Below are 16406 nucleotides of genomic sequence, written 5' to 3'. Positions count from 1 at the left end.
TCCTCCTCTATGTCCTTAAGCCTCTTCCTGTGGACGGATGACTTTACCGCCTGCCGCCTTGTAGAGGCGGTTATATACGGCAAGAGCGACTCCCGTCGGTTCAATCCGATTCACGTAAATCTCTTCTACATCCGTCTCATCAAACTTTCGCAACGCCTCATACAAACGCTGGGCCGCTGTCTCCATCGAAATACCGAGGGAGAGAGTGACGTCCGCCGGGGTCGTCGCTTCATCGAATACGAGTGCGCCAACTCGCTTGCCCGTCGCCTGTCGTGTCGTGATGACACGGACGAGGTCATCGCGTCCTCCTTCGACTAAATAAAGAGGGGCGCTCGGGGCGTAATGGGTGTACTTCATTCCTGGTGATCGTGGCGCAGCTGCTTCATCGCTCAAGTTGGCATCGAGAATGACCGGGCCGATGACCGCCTCAATCGCTTCTTTCGTCACGCCGCCCGGACGTAAAATCATCGCCGGCTCCGTCGTGCAGTCGATCACGGTCGATTCGACACCGATGCCTGTCGGTCCCCCATCCATAATACCCGCGATCCGGCCAGTCAAATCATCTGCCACGTGCCGGGCTGACGTCGGTGATGGACGTCCAGAACGGTTCGCGCTCGGTGCCGCCAGTCCAAGACCGGACGTACGAATCAATTCCAGCGCGGCCGGATGATTCGGCATTCTGAGTCCGATCGAATCAAGACCAGCCGTCACGAACGAAGACGCTCGGCCGTTCGACGGTAAGATGATGGTCAAGGCACCAGGCCAAAACGCTTCCATCAAGCGTCTGGCGACCGGCGGGATGGTTTGCGCGAAATGCTCGGCCTGTTCGACCGAGGCCACGTGGACGATGAGCGGGTTGTCCGACGGTCTTCCTTTCGCCTCGAAAATCTTTTTGATGGCGACGTCGTTCGTCGCGTCTCCGGCGAGTCCGTAGACGGTCTCCGTCGGCATGGCGATCACCTCGCCCGCCTGCAAGAGACGTACCCCTTCCTCAACTTCTGTCGGCTTGATCCATTTCGTTTCCATGCGCAATCCCTTCCCTCACGGCGTAGACGATTCGGTCTTTGCCGTTTATATCTTTTAAAATACCCGTTTCTGCTTCAGGATAACGTTCGGACAGGTACGATTTCACAACTTGTCCTTGATTATACCCGATTTCAAATGCAATCAATTGCCAATCGGCACACAAGACGCGCATCGAGTCGGCGATAATCTTCCGATAAAAATCGAGCCCGTCTGCTCCTCCGAACAAGGCGAGGTGCGGCTCATAGCCTGAGACCGTCTCATCGAGCAGTTCGTCCGCCTCGATATAGGGCGGATTTGAGACGAGCACACGAATCGAGTCGTCGGCAATCGGGGCGAGGCAATCACCTTCATGGAAGGACACGTCCGCCCCGAGCGCTGTTGCGTTCCGCTTGGCGACAGCAATCGCTTCCCGGGAAATATCGACCGTCTGGACGCGGACACCGAGTTCGAGACTTAGCGTGACGGCGATTGCCCCGCTGCCGGTCCCGATATCGACGATGTCATCATCGGCCACGTCGGTCACGTGCTCAACGACCCATTCGATCAACTCTTCCGTTTCCGGGCGCGGAATCAAGACGTCCCGATTGACCTCGAACATCCGCCCGTAAAACGGGGCGTGACCAATCAAATGCTGGACCGGCTCGCCTGCGAGCAGGCGCTCGAATCCTGTTCGGAATTTAGATTCCTCATCATCTGTCAATTCGTCGGATAAACGGATGAGCAGTCCCGTCCGGTCGACGTCAAGGACATGCATGAGCCACCACTCCGCGGTCGAGGCATCGCGCCCCGCGTCAAGAAGTTCCCGCTCCGCTTGCTTCAATCTCGCGGCGATTCGCATCAGTCCACGTCCTCCATGAGACGGGCCTGCTCGTCCATGACGAGGGCATCGATGATATCTTCAAGTTCCCCAGCGAGGACGCGGTCGAGCTTTTGAAGCGTGAGTCCGATGCGGTGATCGGTCACGCGGCTCTGTGGGAAGTTATACGTCCGAATCCGCTCCGAGCGATCCCCTGTCCCGACGGCAGACTTGCGCTGCGCTGACAGTTCTTCGAGGTGTTCGCTCTGCATCTTGTCATAGAGCCGAGCCCGGAGCACTTTGAGTGCCTTGTCTTTATTCTTATGTTGCGACTTCTCATCCTGACATGAGACGACGAGCCCCGAGGGAATGTGCGTCAACCGCACGGCCGATTGGGTCGTGTTGACCGACTGGCCCCCTGGTCCGGACGACGTGAACGTGTCGACACGAACGTCTTTCATATCGATATGCACTTCGACGTCTTCGGCTTCCGGCAATACCGCGACGGTCGCCGTCGATGTATGGATGCGTCCGCCCGACTCGGTCGATGGGACGCGTTGAACCCGATGCGCCCCATTCTCGAACTTCAATTTCGAGTAGGCGCCGGTCCCGTTGATTAGGAACGTCACTTCTTTGAAGCCGCCGAGTTCTGTATAGTTGGCGTCGATCAATTCGGTCTTCCAGTTCTGCCGCTCGGCGAAACGCGTGTACATCTTGTACAAGTCGACTGCGAACAGTGCCGCTTCGTCCCCACCGGCCGCTCCGCGAATCTCGACGATGACGTTCTTGTCGTCGTTCGGGTCTTTCGGCAACAGCAAGACGCGAAGTTTCGCTTCGAGCGCCTTCACTTCCGGCTCGAGAAGCGCCATCTCTTCTTTGGCGAGCTCCCGCATGTCGGCATCGAGTGTGCGGTCTTCAAGCATGAGTTTCGCTTCTTTATACGCCGTGCTCGTCTCTTTATAGTGGCGATATGCCTGTACCGTCTCCTCGAGCTGAGACTGTTCTTTTGAATATTGTCGTAATTTATTCGCATCGCTGAGCACTTCAGGGTCAGCGAGCATCTCATTTAATTGCATATAGCGTTCTTCTAATACGCTCAAACGGTCAAACATGATGATCCGTCCTTTCTCCGTCAAATCGAACTGTCTTCATTATAGCAAAAAACGAACCGCCGAGGGCGGTCCGTGGACGTCAGTCGGCCACTGTATGGCGGACTGGGCGTGGTTTATTCGGGACGTCATGACAATGACGGCAACGCGGCTCATACGACTCCGAGGCACCGACCAAGATGACCGGATCCTCGAAACGGGCCGGTTCCCCGTCAATCAATCGTTGCGTCCGGGAAGCCGGCGCCCCGCATGACAGACAGATCGCCTGCAGTTTCGTGACGAATTCGGCACGTGACAACAGTTCCGGCATCATCGTGAACGGCTCGCCTCGGAAGTCCATGTCGAGTCCAGCGCAGATGACACGTTTGTCTTCTGACGCCAATTGCTCAATCACATCGACGATCCCTTCGTCGAAGAACTGAACCTCGTCGATGGCGATGACTTGCGTCTCTTCGCGCACCGCATCGTACAAATCTTGACTCGATTGAATCGGTACGGCCACGACCGAATTGCCGCTGTGGGAAACGACGTTTTCCTCATGGTAACGGTCGTCAATCGCCGGTTTGAACACTTGGACAGGGATTTTCCCGTAATGCGCCCGACGGACACGGCGGATCAGTTCCTCCGATTTCCCAGAAAACATACTCCCACAAATCACTTCTATCCAACCGTAACGGTTCGTCACATGCATCATTCTACTTCGCCCTCTCCTTCGTTAATCGCTTTCCGATTATAACCATCTTTCGGTCACAGGAAAAGGGTTGACTTCTGACAAAAATCGGAACGGCATGCTCCCGTCCCGATTTCGCTTCATTCGTCTGCCGCTTCTTCTTTTTTATTATCGATCAAATGCAATTTTCGAGCGAGCGGTCGAATCGTCAGCCCGTGTAGTGTCACAGAAATAAAGACCAGTCCGATCGTGAGCGGTAGCATTTGCGACGCGTCGTCAATCCCGAGATGCGCCACTTCTTCTGCGAAAAAACCGGCGACTGTCATGGCGACGATTCCACGCGGGGCAATCCATCCGATGAAACCACGTTCGCTGAGCGGAAGCCCGACGCCGATCGTCGATCCATAAATCGCGAGCGGACGAACGAGAAACAAAATGCCGGCAATCGTCAAAAGAAGCGGCCATTGGAAGATATTGAGCAGTTCATCGCGTGACAGCGACGCCGTCAGCAGGATGAACACCGACGAGATGAGCAAGATCGAGATGTCCTCTTTAAATGATTGCAACTCCTCGATGATCTCCTCATCCCGATGTTTCGTGTTCGCCATCGTCATTCCCATCGCCGTCACGGCGAGCAGACCGACTTCATGCATCATGAATTCACTCAATGAGAACAAGATCAAGACGGCCGTCAACGTGACCGAGGCCCGGAGATAGCGAGGGATTTTCTCACCGACAAACCAGCCCATCAACACGTGCCCGAACAAGTAACCGAGACCGATGCCGACGAGGCAAGCGCCCGCGAACAAGAGTTGCATCCACAAGTCCATTCCTTCATAGACGATATAACCGATGCGGATGACGAACAAACCGAGCAGGGCGCCGACCGGGTCAACGATGATCCCTTCCCATTTCAAAATGGCACCGACCCGATCCTTTAAATGCGCTTGGCGCAATAACGGGATGACGACCGTCGGACCGGTGACGACGAAAAGTGCGCCCATCGTCCAAGCGACGACCCAATGGAGACCTCCGACGTATTGAATCAACAGTGAGGCCCCGACGAACGACAGCGTCACCCCAATCGTCACGATGCGGACGATGGAACGGCGAAATTGATTGATTTCACTGAAATGGAGGCCGAGGCTCCCTTCAAACAAGATGATAGCGACGGCAAAAGAAATGATCGGGCTATACAGTTCACCGAGCAGTTCTCGCGGGTCGAACAATCCGAGCATCGGCCCGGCCAGTACACCGGCGACCGTCATGACGATGATGGCCGGGATTTGATAGCGCCAGGCCAACCATTGTGACAGAATACCGACGCCAATCAATAAACTGATACTAATCAGTATGAATTCCATAAAAGCCCCCTCATGTCAGTCTTTCGTCTCTTTACCCATCAGAAGACAACAAAAAACCGCCAAGGGCAATCCCTAGGCGGTGTGCATACAAGTTGACGATTAACGTTGGTACTTCTTGTTGAAGCGCTCGATACGACCGTCTGCAGATGCGAATTTCTGGCGACCTGTGTAGAACGGGTGCGAGTCAGAAGATACATCGACACGGATGAGTGGGTATTCGTTACCATCTTCCATCGTGATTGTCTCGTTAGAGTAACGAGTCGAACCAGAGATGAATTTGAACTCAGTCGTCGAGTCCATGAATACGACTTTACGGTATTCTGGGTGGATTCCTTGTTTCATTGCTTTTCAACTCCTTCGGCCCTAAGTATTCTTTCAACCTAGAGAAAGTTCACTAGAATATAATAGCACCCGGCTCACGGATTTACAAGTCTGTTTTCGTTTTTTTCACCGGGCGTCGACTCTTTTTCTTATCGGCCTCAAGCGCCGCAAAAAAGTCGAGGTTCGTTTTCGTTTCGCGGACCCGCCGCAAGAACTGATCGACGAAATCTGGCGACTCGTTCATCGTCCGTCGAATCGTCCAAAGCGAGTCGAGCTCGCCTTTGCCGAGCAGTAATTCTTCCTTGCGCGTTCCCGAACGACGGATGTCGATGGCCGGGAAGATTCGGCGTTCCGCGAGCTTCCGGTCGAGATGGAGCTCCATGTTGCCCGTCCCTTTGAACTCTTCATAGATGACGTCGTCCATGCGTGACCCTGTGTCAACGAGCGCCGTACCGAGGATCGTCAAACTGCCGCCGTCCTCGATGTTACGGGCCGCCCCGAAGAACTTCTTCGGTTTATGGAACGCGGCCGGGTCGATTCCGCCGGAAAGCGTCCGTCCGCTCGGTGGGACAGACAAGTTATACGCTCGTGTCAGACGCGTGATCGAGTCGAGCAGAATGACGACATCCTTCTTGTGTTCCACGAGACGCATCGCCCGCTCTAAGACGAGCTCTGAAATCCGGGCGTGGTTCTCCGGTGTCTCATCAAACGTCGAGTAGGCGACATCTGCGCCCGGCACCGAGCGCTGGATGTCCGTCACTTCTTCTGGCCGCTCGTCAATCAAGAGAATGATCAACTCGACGTTCGGATGGTTCGTCGTGATCGAGTTGGCAATCTCTTTTAAAAGCGATGTCTTCCCGGCTTTCGGCGGGGCGACAATCAACCCACGCTGTCCAAATCCGACAGGCGCGATCATGTCCATGACGCGGACCGACAAGTGATTCGGCTCTGTCTCGAGCACCATCTGCTGTTCCGGGTAAATCGGCGTGAGCGCCGGGAAGTAATCCCGATTCCGAGTCGAGTCGGTCGTCTCACCGTTGACCGCTTCGACACTGAGCAGCCCTTGGAACCGTTCGTTCTCTTTCGGTTTCCGGACTTTCCCCGTCACGAGGTCCCCGTTGCGAAGATTAAAGCGCCGGATTTGCGAGGCGGCGATGTAGATGTCTTCAGACGATTGAGAGTAGTTGATCGGTCGGAGGAAACCGAAGCCTCCATCATTTTGGGACTGCGGGTTTGGCGGGATGATCTCAAGGATGCCTTCGAGGAAATAAAGATCTTTCGATTCAGCCTGTGATTTTAAAATCCGAAACATGAGCTCGCGCTTGCGCGCCTCTCGATATTGGGGCACGTTCACTTCTTTCGCGATCTCATATAATTCTTTCAACGTCTTCGTCTCGAGTTCCCGAAGCGTGTAATTTTTAGCCGGTTCTGTCGTTTGACTCATTCAAGTCACCTGTCTTTCATGATTCTATATTTCAAAAATAAACGTTCAACCCTCATTCATCTAATCACAATTCTGTCGAGCCGTCACTGTTTGAAAAACGGCTTCATGACAGTCTATTCCCCTATTGTTGAAAACATAACAGTCTTTTCCCTTTCTATGTAACAAACAAGTCTCTATTCTCGCATATTGTTTCAAATATGTTACAAGAAAACCGTTTTTGTCTCGCGATTGAAAAATGCCATCGGTCTTGCGCATGATATAGTTTATTTGCACAGGAAACCGGGTAATATCCGCAACTTGTGCTCGACTATTGTTTACACACATCGATCATATACAGCCACTTAGGGTTTTATTTTAAAAAACGGAGGGAAATATATTATGTTAAAGCGTTTCGCATCTATCATTGTCGCTGCCACTCTCGCTTTCTCGGGTCTTGCTTTCACAACAGGTGAACAAGCAGAAGCCGCTACTGGAACATTCGCTTACTCGAAAGTTAACGGCTTGAACATCCGCACAGCACCGTCGCTCAAATCGAAAGTCACGACAACGATGAACAAAGGCCAACGCTATACATACCTCGGTAAAGTTGGTTCGTTCTACAAAATCAACTACAAAGGGTCTCACCGTTATATCTCAGCTTCATCGACATATACGTACTTGAAGCCAAACACGAAAACAGCGACTGCGAAGAAAGTCACAACGTCTTCTACATCAAGCGCTCGTACGAAACTCGTAGCCGAGTCGAAGAAGTACCTTGGTACACCTTACCGTTACGGCGGAACGACAACTTCAGGATTTGACTGCTCAGGCTACACAGGTCATGTCTACAAAAAAGCCATCAACAAATCGATTCCACGTGATTCACGTTCGCAATACGCAAACTCGAAAAAAGTTTCGAAGTCAGCGATTCAAGCCGGCGACCTCGTGTTCTTCTCACACAACGGCCGCACGATCCAACACGTTGGAATGGCACTCAGCAAAACACAAATGATCAACTCTGAAACAGGCGGCGTTAAATACGCGAGCTTCACATCAGGTTACTGGGCACCACGTTATGTCGGTGCAGGCACGTACCTCTAATTTAAACGATCAAACGACTCGGTTCATCGGAACCGAGTCGTTTTTTTCGTCTGGACGTTTCGTAACACCGTATCCGTGCTCGTCAACACCGAGAACGTCCCATCCGTCTCCAAGACGACAGCCTCGACTTGATCGAAATCCGTCCCGCTCGATCGAATCGCCTGCAACACTTCAATCTCGAGCACCCGTTCCCGGCGCATCGTTTCCTCTAAATATGTCCCGTCATAGTAAAGCAGTGCCGGCGTCGACTTGATCAGTTGATTCACACGTTTCGAGCGGGTCGCCAATTTGGCCATGACGTATTGCATGAACACGAGCGTCGCAAACGCGGTCAGTCCGTTCAGCAGCGGCGTCTGGCGACTCGTGAGTGTCGTCGCCAAAATTGATCCGAGCGCCACGGTGACGATAAAATCGAAGGCGTTCATTTTGGCGAGTGTCCGCTTTCCGGAGACTCGCAAGATGAGGATGATCGCCAAATAGGCACCCACCCCGGTCAGTATGATTTGTAGCATCGTTCGCAGTTGGTCCATCGTCTCCCTCCTTCTCTACTGCTGTTCCACGAAGCGCATCGATTCAATCCCTGTTCATCTTCCGTTCATCTGGATTCGCTACGATGGAGCCATCACCTTGAAGGAGTTGTTCTACGCCATGGAAAAGATTTGGAGTCTTCGTTTGATTCGCCTCGCCGCTCTGTTCGGCGTCATCGGGACGGCGCTCGGTTCGCATATGTCGGGGGCCGGCAGTTACGCCTTCCGCCCGATTCACGCCCATATCTTGCTCGCCGGTTGGTTATCGGCCTTCGCTTGGGGCGTGTTCTATCGTGTCTATTCGGTCCGAAACCAACTGCTCGTGACGATTCACGGATGGACGGCCGTGCTCGGATCGATTGGATTGACGAGCGGGATGTGGCTCTATACGATGAACCCGTTCCAATGGAATGAGACCGTCACCCTCGTCTATTTCATTATCGGGGGCACGGTCTCATTGATCAGTTTCATTCTCTTTTTGATTGTCACGTTTATGATCGACCAGGACGAGCGGGGTTAAACCCTGCTCGTCATTTTTGTTTTAAGGCGCCGCGCGCGTTCGTCGCCGCGAACACGACCATGATGACGCTCATCGCTCCGGCGACGGCGAGTCCAGCCGATAACGCGCTCCAATCGATTGTCGGTTGCGTCAAGACGGCGCGCATCCCTTCAAAGATGTACGTCGTCGGATTGAACGTCGCCGCTACTTTCAGCCACTCGGCCTCAATCAACTCTTTCGGGACGAACGTCGTCGATAAGAAGATGAGCGGGAAGAATAAGAGCGTACCGGCCTGTGCGGCCTGAGCGTTCCGTGTTTTCAGCGCGACACCGACCGAATACCCGGCAAAGCCAAGACCGAACCCGATGGCGAGCAACACCGTGAACAAAAAGCCAGGCAGACCGACCGGAATCGACAAGCCGAGCAAGAACGCGACGCCGAAAATGAGGAGTGTCTGAACGAGCAGTTGCAACATGCCGGCAATCATCGGTCCGAGCACAATCGCCGTCCGCGTCGCTGGCGTGAGGAGCAACCGGGCGAAGTACCCGCTCTCGATATCACGGACGAGCGCTTGTCCCGTCCCACCGGCCCCGCCGACCGCCCCTGAGACGATGGAGACGGGCAAGATGAAGTTCAAATAGGCGCTCCCATCAAACTGAGGAAGCGAAGCGACGCTCGACAGTCCGCTCGTGTAAACCAGTAAGAAGAAGACAGAGATGATCAAGTTCGGGATGAACGAGAACGGATTTCGAATCGTCGTGACGAGACTCCGTTTCGTGAAGAGCCATGTCTCAGTCCACATCGGGCACACCTCCTTCGTATGATTCCCCGGTCACTTTCAAAAAGACGTCGTCGAGTGACGGCTGTTTCACGGTCAGACGTTCCGGTTGAAGCGAACGCTCATCGAGTTGGCGCACGACTTCCATCAACGTATGGTCGATGAGCTCGAACGCTACGTGTTGCCCGGTCGCCGCATGACCGAACAGCGCAGCGGCTGCGGCCGCCTCTTGATCGCTGTGAAACGTCATCGCAATCGTCTCGCCGCCGACGAGTCGTTTCAACGCTTCGGCTGTCCCTTCACTGACGATTTTCCCATGATGGATGATGGCAATCCGGTCGGCCAGTTCATCCGCTTCTTCTAAGTACTGGGTCGTCAAAAAAATCGTTGTGCCGAACTCCTCGTTGAGCCGTCGCACCTCGTTCCAAATCTCGATTCGGCTCGCCGGATCGAGCCCGGTCGTCGGTTCATCTAAAAACAAGACAGTCGGGCGATGGACGAGCGTGAGCGCCAAATCGAGACGGCGCCGCATCCCGCCTGAATACGTGCCGCTTCGGCGGTCGGCCGCTTCTGTGAGCGAGACGACACGGAGCAGTTCCTCGGCGCGCGTCTCCGCCTCCTGCTTTGTCATCTTGAACAACCGGCCTTGCAGGACAAGCAGTTCCCGCCCGGTCAATACTTTATCGATCCCGGTCTCTTGCAGGGCGACACCGATGGACAACCGGACGTCTTTCTCTTGTTTGACGACATCGAATCCGTTCACCCGCGCCTTCCCTTCGGTCGGCCGGACGAGCGTCGTCAACATTTGCACGGTCGTCGACTTCCCGGCCCCGTTCGGCCCTAAAAATGCGAAGATTTCCCCTTCCTGAACCGAGAACGAGATGCCATCGACGGCAGGGACATCTCCGAACGTCTTGACGAGTGACTCCACTTCAATCATCCTCACACACCTCCTGCCCTTCCTTTCCCGTTCTGCGTGCATTGTAAATATGTAGGAACACATCAAAAAAGCCGCGGACATCACGTCCGCGACTCGAGAGAATTAAGGTTTCATGACCATTTTCGGTTTTTTCTTCAAGGAGTGGATGCCTTCAACGAAGCGGACCGTCCCCGACTTGGCACGCATGACGACCGAATGTGTCTGACCGCCCTGTCCGGTGAACTGAACGCCGCGGAGCAACTCCCCGTCCGTCACGCCCGTCGCCGCGAAGATGCAGTCTTCACCTTTGACGAGGTCGTCTAGAAGCAAAATCCGGCCCGTGTCGGCGATGCCCATGTCTTGGCAACGCTTCTCTTGGGCTTCGTCTTCAGGAAGCAGACGGCCTTGGAAGTCACCGCCGAGACACTTCATCGCGACGGCCGCGATGACGCCTTCCGGCGCACCACCCGAACCGAGCAACAAATCGACCCCCGTTTTCGGGAACGCCGTGTTGATGGCCGCGGCCACGTCACCGTCTGGAATCAACTTGATGCGAGCACCCGTCGCCCGGACGCGTTGAATCATCTCTTCGTGACGGTCACGATGTAAAATCGTGACGACGACGTCTTCGACGTTCTTGTTCTTCGCCTTGGCGACGATGGCGATATTTTCTTCAATCGAATTATCGAGACTAATCAATCCGGCCGCTTCCGGACCTACAGCAATCTTGTCCATATACATGTCCGGCGCGTGCAGCAAATCACCGGCATCGGCGACAGCGAGGACGGCGAGCGCTCCCCACGTCCCCGTCGCGACGATGCTCGTCCCTTCGAGCGGGTCGACGGCGACGTCGAGGCGTGAGCCGTAGCCGTTCCCGACTTTTTCACCGATATAGAGCATCGGTGCCTCATCCATCTCACCTTCACCGATGACGACAACCCCTTTCATCGGGATCGTATCGAACACTTCACGCATCGCGGTCGTCGCCGCGTCGTCCGCTTCTTCTTTCAAACCTTTACCCATCCAGCGAGCCGAAGATAGCGCTGCCGCTTCTGTGACTCGGACCAATTCCATTGATAAACTACGTTCCACCCGAATTCTCCCCTTTGTTACTCGGACACCTCATCGACCCAGGCGAGGGCGCCGAGTTGTTTTAGTTTGCCGACGAAATCGACATAAGAATCGTTCAATTTTTCCGCATGGATCACCGTGGACTCGCCACTCGCTTGAAGTCCTGCCAAGACGAGTGCCGCCCCGCTCCTCGCGTCCGCACATTCCATTTCCGCATTGGCGAGTGTCGTCCCACCACGGATGACGGCCGAAGCGTCCTCGAGCGTGATCTGTGCGTTCATCCGTCGCATTTCCGCGATATGGCGGAAACGTTGGGCGTACAGTTTATCTGTGACGACACTCGTCCCGTCTGCTTTCAACAGCGCGGCCGACATGATCGGTTGCAGGTCGGTCGGATATCCCGAATAGTGGAAGACGCGAATATCGATCGGACGGAAGGCGTTCGCCCGCACCGTGATCGATTCTTCGCCCACTTCGACTTCAGCCCCGTAATCCATCAACTTTTGGATGACGCCTTCTAAGTGGGTCGGGATGACGTTTCGAACCGTCACTTCCCCTGCCACAGCACCAAAAATCATAAATGTCCCGGCCTCTAAGCGGTCAGGAATGAGCGTATGCGTGCAGCCGTGTAATTTGTCGACCCCTTTAATGCGAATCTCGTCAGTCCCTGCCCCGATGACATGTGCCCCCATCGAAGTGAGCATCGTCGCGACGTCGACAATTTCCGGGTCGATGGCCGCGTTCTCGATGACGGTCGTCCCCTCAGCGAGCACGGCAGCGAGCATGGCGCTCACCGTCGCCCCGAACGAGCGAAGGTCGAGATAAATCCGATTCCCTTCCAACTTTTCGGCGTTCACATGATAGAGTCCCGATTCGTTCTCGACTTTAATCCCGAGACGTTCGAGTGCTTTCAAATGTAAATCGATCGGTCGTGGACCAATCGCATATCCACCGGGAAGCCCGACGGCCCCTTTCCCAAAACGAGCCGCAAACACCCCGAGCAAATAGACAGCGGCTCGGACTTTACGCGTTTCTGAGCCGAGTAGCGGCATGGCGACAGCGTCTTTCGCATGAAGCGTCATCCGCTCCCCGTCCCGTTCAATCGCGACCCCGAGTTCTTGTAATAGACTGAGCATCACTTCGACGTCCTCGATCACGGGGACGTTTTCAATCGTCACCGGTTCTTCCGTCAACAGTGCTGCGACGAGACAAGGCAAGGCGCTCTGTTTGGCACCGCTAATGTCAACTGTTCCTTCAAGTTTTTGCTGTCCTACGATATGGAGAATTTCCACGATGATCAAACCTTTCTGCGACAAACTTATTTGGATTGAGCGTTGTTCCAATCCGCTAAGAATTGCTCGATCCCTTTGTCAGTGAGCGGATGTTTCATCATCTGTTCGATGACTTTATATGGTACCGTGGCGATGTCAGCGCCAAGAAGGGCTGCTTTCGTCACGTGAACCGGATGGCGAACGGAAGCCGCGATGATTTCCGTCTCAATCCCATGAATGGCAAAGATATTGGCAATCGTCTCGACAAGGTCGAGGCCATCTTGACCGATATCGTCGAGGCGACCGATGAATGGCGAGACGTATGACGCGCCGGCCCGAACCGCAAGTAACGCTTGGTTAGCGTTAAAGATGAGTGTCACGTTCGTCTTGATGCCGAGCTGTGAAAACGTATTGACCGCTTCCATGCCTGCTGGCGTCATCGGTACCTTGACAGTAATATTCGGCGCGATGGCCGCAAGTTCCTTTCCTTCTTCCACCATACCCGCTGCGTCGAGCGCAATAACTTCCGCACTGACTGAGAGATCCCCGACGATCTCACAGATTTCACGTAGCCGTGTATGGAAATCGACGCCTTCTTTGGCGACGAGCGATGGATTCGTCGTCACGCCCCCGATGACGCCCATCTGATGAGCTTTCTTGATGTCTTCCACGTTTGCCGTATCAATGAAAAAACGCATGTACAATTCCTCCTCGAATGGTGTTGTGATCGCTTACACTTCTTATTATGAGGAAATTGTCATGGAATTGCTACACCCTTTACGTGAAGGCGGCAATAGCGAGCATCGAGCCGACGAGGAGTGCAATCCCAGCAATCGTCCCGAAGAACGTCCACTTCATGATCTTGCGCTGCTTCACGTAGTACGCCTCGTGCGGCCCTTCGTTCAAGCGCTCTGAGCCGTGTGTCTCGACCCAATCCGTGGCTGCCGTCTGTTCATCTGCCACGAGGTCGCCCGTGTATGTGAAAGGGATGATTTCTTCCGACCGAGACAATCGTTCGAACCGCTCGCGCCGTGTCGAGATGTTCGCACCTATCCAGTAGAGCCGTTTCGGCGTGTAGAAGAGCGGGACATCACGTTCATCAAAATACTGAATCCACTGTTCGAACGCGGCAAGATCGCGTTGATCGAACAAGATTTCCATCGAATCCGTTTCGGTCATGATGGCGAGCATCGGCGTATACTCCACTGTCGGTCGCCCGATTCGCACCGTCGGCGACGGCTGCGTCTTCCGGACGATGGCCGGGAAGAAGACGACTTGTTGGATGGTAGCTAGCGGAAAGACTTGCTCGACCGACTCGCCTGGCTCGTGCCGATATGTCACGCCTTCAATGTGTGTCGCGGTCACTTCGTATCGAGAATGATGTCGTTCCTTCCAAAATAAGCGACGAAACGTATACGTGAACCAGTACACCCCAAACCCACCGATAGCCACAAACACCAACAACGGGATGAGCCAGGCGACCGGATAATAATAAATCAAGGCGAGCGGAGCCACCGCCAACGCTAAAGAAAGGCCAATCAATACAATCGCTCCATACACATAAAATACGCGCCAAAACAATTCCGTTTGACGTTCTTGATAAACCATAAAACTCCCCCTTTTCATATGTATACGTTCCCCTACTCCTGTATGTTTCAACAAAAAAAGCCGGTTCTCACAGGGAGAACCGACTGATGTGACAGGATTATGCTTGGTTGCTTGAACCGAACTCACGCATTTTGCCAGTAACGACGTTGTAGATCGCTTCGACACCAGGGCCGATGACTTTACGTGGGTCATATACTTTCGAGTCCGTGTTGAGCTTCTCACGTACGGCACGAGTCCATTCTTGTTGGCACTCTGTGTTTACGTTGATTTTGCTGTGACCGAGCTCGATTGCTTTTTTGATTTGGTGCTCAGGAATACCTGAACCGCCGTGAAGAACGAGTGGAGTTTTAGTCGCTTCTGCGATTTCTTCCATCTCTTTGAAGCCGAGTTTTGGCTCGCCTTGGTATTCTCCGTGTACAGAACCGAGTGCTGCCGCAAGAGCGTCAACTTTCGCTTCTTTAACGACACGTACACACTCGTCGAGGTCAGCGTATTGTACGCCGCCGACAACGCCGTCTTCTTCGCCGCCGACTGTGCCGACTTCCGCTTCAACTGAAGCGCCTTTAGCGTGTGCATATTCAACGACTTGTTTCGTCATTTCGATGTTCTCTTCGATCGGGTGGTGTGAACCGTCGATCATAACAGACGTGAAACCAGCGTCGATCGCTGCTTTACACTTGTCGAAAGATGAACCGTGGTCGAGGTGGATTGCAACTGGAACAGTGATGTTGTAGTCGTGCATGAGACCCTCAGTCATTTTAACAACTGTTGTGAAGCCACCCATGTACTTCGCTGCACCTTCTGATACACCGAGGATAACTGGTGATTTCTCGTCTTCCGCAGCGCGAAGAATCGCTTGCGTCCACTCGAGGTTGTTGATGTTGAATTGGCCGACTGCATACTTGCCTTCGAATGCTTTGTTAAGCATTTCTGTCATTGATACTAATGGCATAATGACATCCTCCTGTCTGTTCGCTATTGTGCACTATGGGAAAAGTGCTCCCGTGCAATTCGTTCCCATTATAACACACGTCGAAACGTGTGCCTATGCTATTCGGGCATAGAAATGGCTCTGCGCAAGCGTTTACATATGTCATCTTCGTGACGAATCACTAGATTTTTAGGACTTCTTTCACTTTTTCAATCATGCCATAAATATCGAACGGCTTTTCAAATTGCGCGGTGATGCCCAGGCGTTGCACTTCTTCGAGTGTCGATTTCTCGCCGAACGCGGTCATGATCATGACCGGGGTATCAATGTCTCGTTGACGCATGTTTCGAAGCACCTCGTGGCCGAACATGCGCGGCATGTTCATATCGAGCAATACTAAATCATATCCGTTCTGTTCAAGCTTTTCCCAAGCGCTCAGTCCGTCATTCGCCGTGTCGACCTCAATGCCGAGGTTTTGGAACACCTGCGCCAACATCAACCGAATCCCGTCTTGGTCGTCTGCGATCAACATCCGTGACATCCATCTACCTTCTCTCCATATTTTGCAATACTCTAACCATACCAAATCCAATTTCATTTGGCGACGCGACTATTTTGAAATCAAGGCAACGGTATCGCTACCGGTTCATCGGTCTGTTCGTCCTTCAGCTGGGCCGGCACTTCCGACTCGGCTGCCGGTTCGTACGCGGTCACCCGTCCCTCATCTTTGACATATACTTTCAAAAAATCACCTTCAGCCAAGCGCGTCGGGTCCTGGAACGTAATCGGGCGTTTTTTCCCATCTTCGTCATAGCCGATCATCTCATACGTGTATGTCGTTCCTCGGTCGATCACTTCCGCACTCGGTACTTTCGCGTAGTAGACGTCGGCAAAGAGCCGATTCGTGTCGACGAATTGCCAGCCGAGAAATAAGATGAGAACGACGCCACTAATCGTAAGTCCTCGTTTCATCGCATATCCCCCACTCTCCT

General features: G+C 53.7%; 19 protein-coding genes. 2 read left to right on the top strand and 17 right to left on the bottom strand.

Annotated elements, in window-relative coordinates; all coding sequences use genetic code 11:
• Positions 1–15: 15 nt before the first annotated feature.
• The 7 genes from KNP79_RS06800 to rho form a co-directional block, all read right to left on the bottom strand.
• Entirely contained in the window at positions 16–1026 is a 1011-nt protein-coding gene (locus tag KNP79_RS06800; protein WP_138858770.1) for an L-threonylcarbamoyladenylate synthase, read from the bottom strand.
• Positions 992–1864: a peptide chain release factor N(5)-glutamine methyltransferase gene (gene prmC, locus KNP79_RS06795; RefSeq protein WP_214796692.1), complete on the bottom strand. Its 873-nt coding sequence runs from the start codon at positions 1862–1864 to the stop codon at positions 992–994. Before prmC ends, KNP79_RS06800 begins: the two co-directional genes overlap by 35 nt.
• Positions 1864–2934, bottom strand: coding sequence for a peptide chain release factor 1 (prfA, locus tag KNP79_RS06790; RefSeq protein ID WP_034780138.1), 1071 nt, complete (start codon positions 2932–2934; stop codon positions 1864–1866). The genes prmC and prfA overlap by 1 nt, the downstream gene beginning before the upstream one ends.
• A 79-nt stretch (positions 2935–3013) precedes the next feature.
• Positions 3014–3625: a thymidine kinase gene (locus KNP79_RS06785; protein ID WP_021066110.1), complete on the bottom strand. Its 612-nt coding sequence runs from the start codon at positions 3623–3625 to the stop codon at positions 3014–3016.
• A gap of 116 nt (positions 3626–3741) precedes the next feature.
• On the bottom strand, positions 3742–4965 hold the full coding sequence (locus tag KNP79_RS06780) for a cation:proton antiporter (RefSeq protein WP_034779247.1): 1224 nt from the start codon (positions 4963–4965) through the stop codon (positions 3742–3744).
• 99 nt (positions 4966–5064) lie between these two features.
• Positions 5065–5307: a type B 50S ribosomal protein L31 gene (locus KNP79_RS06775; protein ID WP_021066109.1), complete on the bottom strand. Its 243-nt coding sequence runs from the start codon at positions 5305–5307 to the stop codon at positions 5065–5067.
• Positions 5308–5389: 82 nt separating this feature from the next.
• Complete coding sequence (gene rho, locus KNP79_RS06770; protein WP_021066108.1) at positions 5390–6730, bottom strand: transcription termination factor Rho; 1341 nt, start codon at positions 6728–6730, stop codon at positions 5390–5392.
• Positions 6731–7108: 378 nt separating this feature from the next.
• Here rho and KNP79_RS06765 point away from each other — a divergent pair, with 378 nt between their 5' ends.
• On the top strand, positions 7109–7810 hold the full coding sequence (locus KNP79_RS06765; protein WP_034779250.1) for a C40 family peptidase: 702 nt from the start codon (positions 7109–7111) through the stop codon (positions 7808–7810).
• A gap of 23 nt (positions 7811–7833) precedes the next feature.
• On the opposite strand, the gene KNP79_RS06760 is transcribed toward KNP79_RS06765, so the two are convergent.
• On the bottom strand, positions 7834–8322 hold the full coding sequence (locus KNP79_RS06760) for a DUF421 domain-containing protein (RefSeq protein ID WP_233004761.1): 489 nt from the start codon (positions 8320–8322) through the stop codon (positions 7834–7836).
• Here KNP79_RS06760 and KNP79_RS06755 point away from each other — a divergent pair.
• Positions 8309–8857: a hypothetical protein gene (locus KNP79_RS06755; RefSeq protein WP_332908949.1), complete on the top strand. Its 549-nt coding sequence runs from the start codon at positions 8309–8311 to the stop codon at positions 8855–8857. The genes KNP79_RS06760 and KNP79_RS06755 overlap by 14 nt on opposite strands.
• Before the next feature lie 10 nt (positions 8858–8867).
• Here KNP79_RS06755 and KNP79_RS06750 read toward each other — a convergent pair whose 3' ends face one another.
• The 9 genes from KNP79_RS06750 to KNP79_RS06710 form a co-directional block, all read right to left on the bottom strand.
• Positions 8868–9638 carry an ABC transporter permease gene (locus KNP79_RS06750; RefSeq protein ID WP_138858765.1) on the bottom strand — a complete coding sequence of 257 codons (771 nt, stop codon included), beginning with the start codon at positions 9636–9638 and terminating at the stop codon, positions 8868–8870.
• Positions 9628–10554: an ATP-binding cassette domain-containing protein gene (locus KNP79_RS06745; RefSeq protein WP_215191674.1), complete on the bottom strand. Its 927-nt coding sequence runs from the start codon at positions 10552–10554 to the stop codon at positions 9628–9630. Before KNP79_RS06745 ends, KNP79_RS06750 begins: the two co-directional genes overlap by 11 nt.
• 102 nt (positions 10555–10656) lie before the next feature.
• Positions 10657–11625, bottom strand: a complete 969-nt coding sequence (glpX, locus tag KNP79_RS06740) for a class II fructose-bisphosphatase (RefSeq protein WP_029594665.1) — start codon at positions 11623–11625, stop codon at positions 10657–10659.
• Positions 11626–11642: 17 nt separating this feature from the next.
• The gene (gene murA / locus KNP79_RS06735) at positions 11643–12896 is read right to left on the bottom strand and encodes a UDP-N-acetylglucosamine 1-carboxyvinyltransferase (protein WP_215191672.1); all 1254 of its coding nucleotides are present in this window, start codon (positions 12894–12896) and stop codon (positions 11643–11645) included.
• Between the two features lie 26 nt (positions 12897–12922).
• Positions 12923–13573 carry a fructose-6-phosphate aldolase gene (gene fsa, locus KNP79_RS06730; protein WP_215191670.1) on the bottom strand — a complete coding sequence of 217 codons (651 nt, stop codon included), beginning with the start codon at positions 13571–13573 and terminating at the stop codon, positions 12923–12925.
• Positions 13574–13652: 79 nt separating this feature from the next.
• Complete coding sequence (locus KNP79_RS06725) at positions 13653–14483, bottom strand: hypothetical protein (protein ID WP_215191668.1); 831 nt, start codon at positions 14481–14483, stop codon at positions 13653–13655.
• 97 nt (positions 14484–14580) lie between these two features.
• The gene (gene fba / locus KNP79_RS06720; protein WP_021066099.1) at positions 14581–15435 is read right to left on the bottom strand and encodes a class II fructose-1,6-bisphosphate aldolase; all 855 of its coding nucleotides are present in this window, start codon (positions 15433–15435) and stop codon (positions 14581–14583) included.
• Between the two features lie 160 nt (positions 15436–15595).
• Positions 15596–15955 carry a response regulator gene (locus KNP79_RS06715; RefSeq protein ID WP_034779266.1) on the bottom strand — a complete coding sequence of 120 codons (360 nt, stop codon included), beginning with the start codon at positions 15953–15955 and terminating at the stop codon, positions 15596–15598.
• 80 nt (positions 15956–16035) lie between these two features.
• On the bottom strand, positions 16036–16386 hold the full coding sequence (locus KNP79_RS06710; RefSeq protein WP_215191667.1) for a YxeA family protein: 351 nt from the start codon (positions 16384–16386) through the stop codon (positions 16036–16038).
• Positions 16387–16406: the final 20 nt, after the last annotated feature.

Source organism: Exiguobacterium sp. s7, assembly GCF_018618195.1.
Taxonomy (GTDB): Bacteria; Bacillota; Bacilli; order Exiguobacteriales; family Exiguobacteriaceae; genus Exiguobacterium; species Exiguobacterium mexicanum_A.
This window is presented reverse-complemented; position numbering and strand designations above follow the sequence as displayed.

Excerpts from the sequence above, each read along its gene's own strand:
- KNP79_RS06800 (WP_138858770.1), bottom strand. The coding sequence starts at position 1,026 with ATGGAAACGAAATGGATCAAGCCGACAGAAGTTGAGGAAGGGGTACGT.
- prmC (WP_214796692.1), bottom strand. The coding sequence starts at position 1,864 with ATGCGAATCGCCGCGAGATTGAAGCAAGCGGAGCGGGAACTTCTTGAC.
- prfA (WP_034780138.1), bottom strand. The coding sequence starts at position 2,934 with ATGTTTGACCGTTTGAGCGTATTAGAAGAACGCTATATGCAATTAAAT.
- KNP79_RS06785 (WP_021066110.1), bottom strand. The coding sequence starts at position 3,625 with ATGATGCATGTGACGAACCGTTACGGTTGGATAGAAGTGATTTGTGGG.
- KNP79_RS06780 (WP_034779247.1), bottom strand. The coding sequence starts at position 4,965 with ATGGAATTCATACTGATTAGTATCAGTTTATTGATTGGCGTCGGTATT.
- KNP79_RS06775 (WP_021066109.1), bottom strand. The coding sequence starts at position 5,307 with ATGAAACAAGGAATCCACCCAGAATACCGTAAAGTCGTATTCATGGAC.
- rho (WP_021066108.1), bottom strand. The coding sequence starts at position 6,730 with ATGAGTCAAACGACAGAACCGGCTAAAAATTACACGCTTCGGGAACTC.
- KNP79_RS06765 (WP_034779250.1), top strand. The coding sequence starts at position 7,109 with ATGTTAAAGCGTTTCGCATCTATCATTGTCGCTGCCACTCTCGCTTTC.
- KNP79_RS06755 (WP_332908949.1), top strand. The coding sequence starts at position 8,309 with ATGATTTGTAGCATCGTTCGCAGTTGGTCCATCGTCTCCCTCCTTCTC.
- KNP79_RS06760 (WP_233004761.1), bottom strand. The coding sequence starts at position 8,322 with ATGCTACAAATCATACTGACCGGGGTGGGTGCCTATTTGGCGATCATC.
- KNP79_RS06750 (WP_138858765.1), bottom strand. The coding sequence starts at position 9,638 with ATGTGGACTGAGACATGGCTCTTCACGAAACGGAGTCTCGTCACGACG.
- KNP79_RS06745 (WP_215191674.1), bottom strand. The coding sequence starts at position 10,554 with ATGATTGAAGTGGAGTCACTCGTCAAGACGTTCGGAGATGTCCCTGCC.
- fsa (WP_215191670.1), bottom strand. The coding sequence starts at position 13,573 with ATGCGTTTTTTCATTGATACGGCAAACGTGGAAGACATCAAGAAAGCT.
- KNP79_RS06725 (WP_215191668.1), bottom strand. The coding sequence starts at position 14,483 with ATGGTTTATCAAGAACGTCAAACGGAATTGTTTTGGCGCGTATTTTAT.
- fba (WP_021066099.1), bottom strand. The coding sequence starts at position 15,435 with ATGCCATTAGTATCAATGACAGAAATGCTTAACAAAGCATTCGAAGGC.
- KNP79_RS06715 (WP_034779266.1), bottom strand. The coding sequence starts at position 15,955 with ATGTCACGGATGTTGATCGCAGACGACCAAGACGGGATTCGGTTGATG.
- KNP79_RS06710 (WP_215191667.1), bottom strand. The coding sequence starts at position 16,386 with ATGAAACGAGGACTTACGATTAGTGGCGTCGTTCTCATCTTATTTCTC.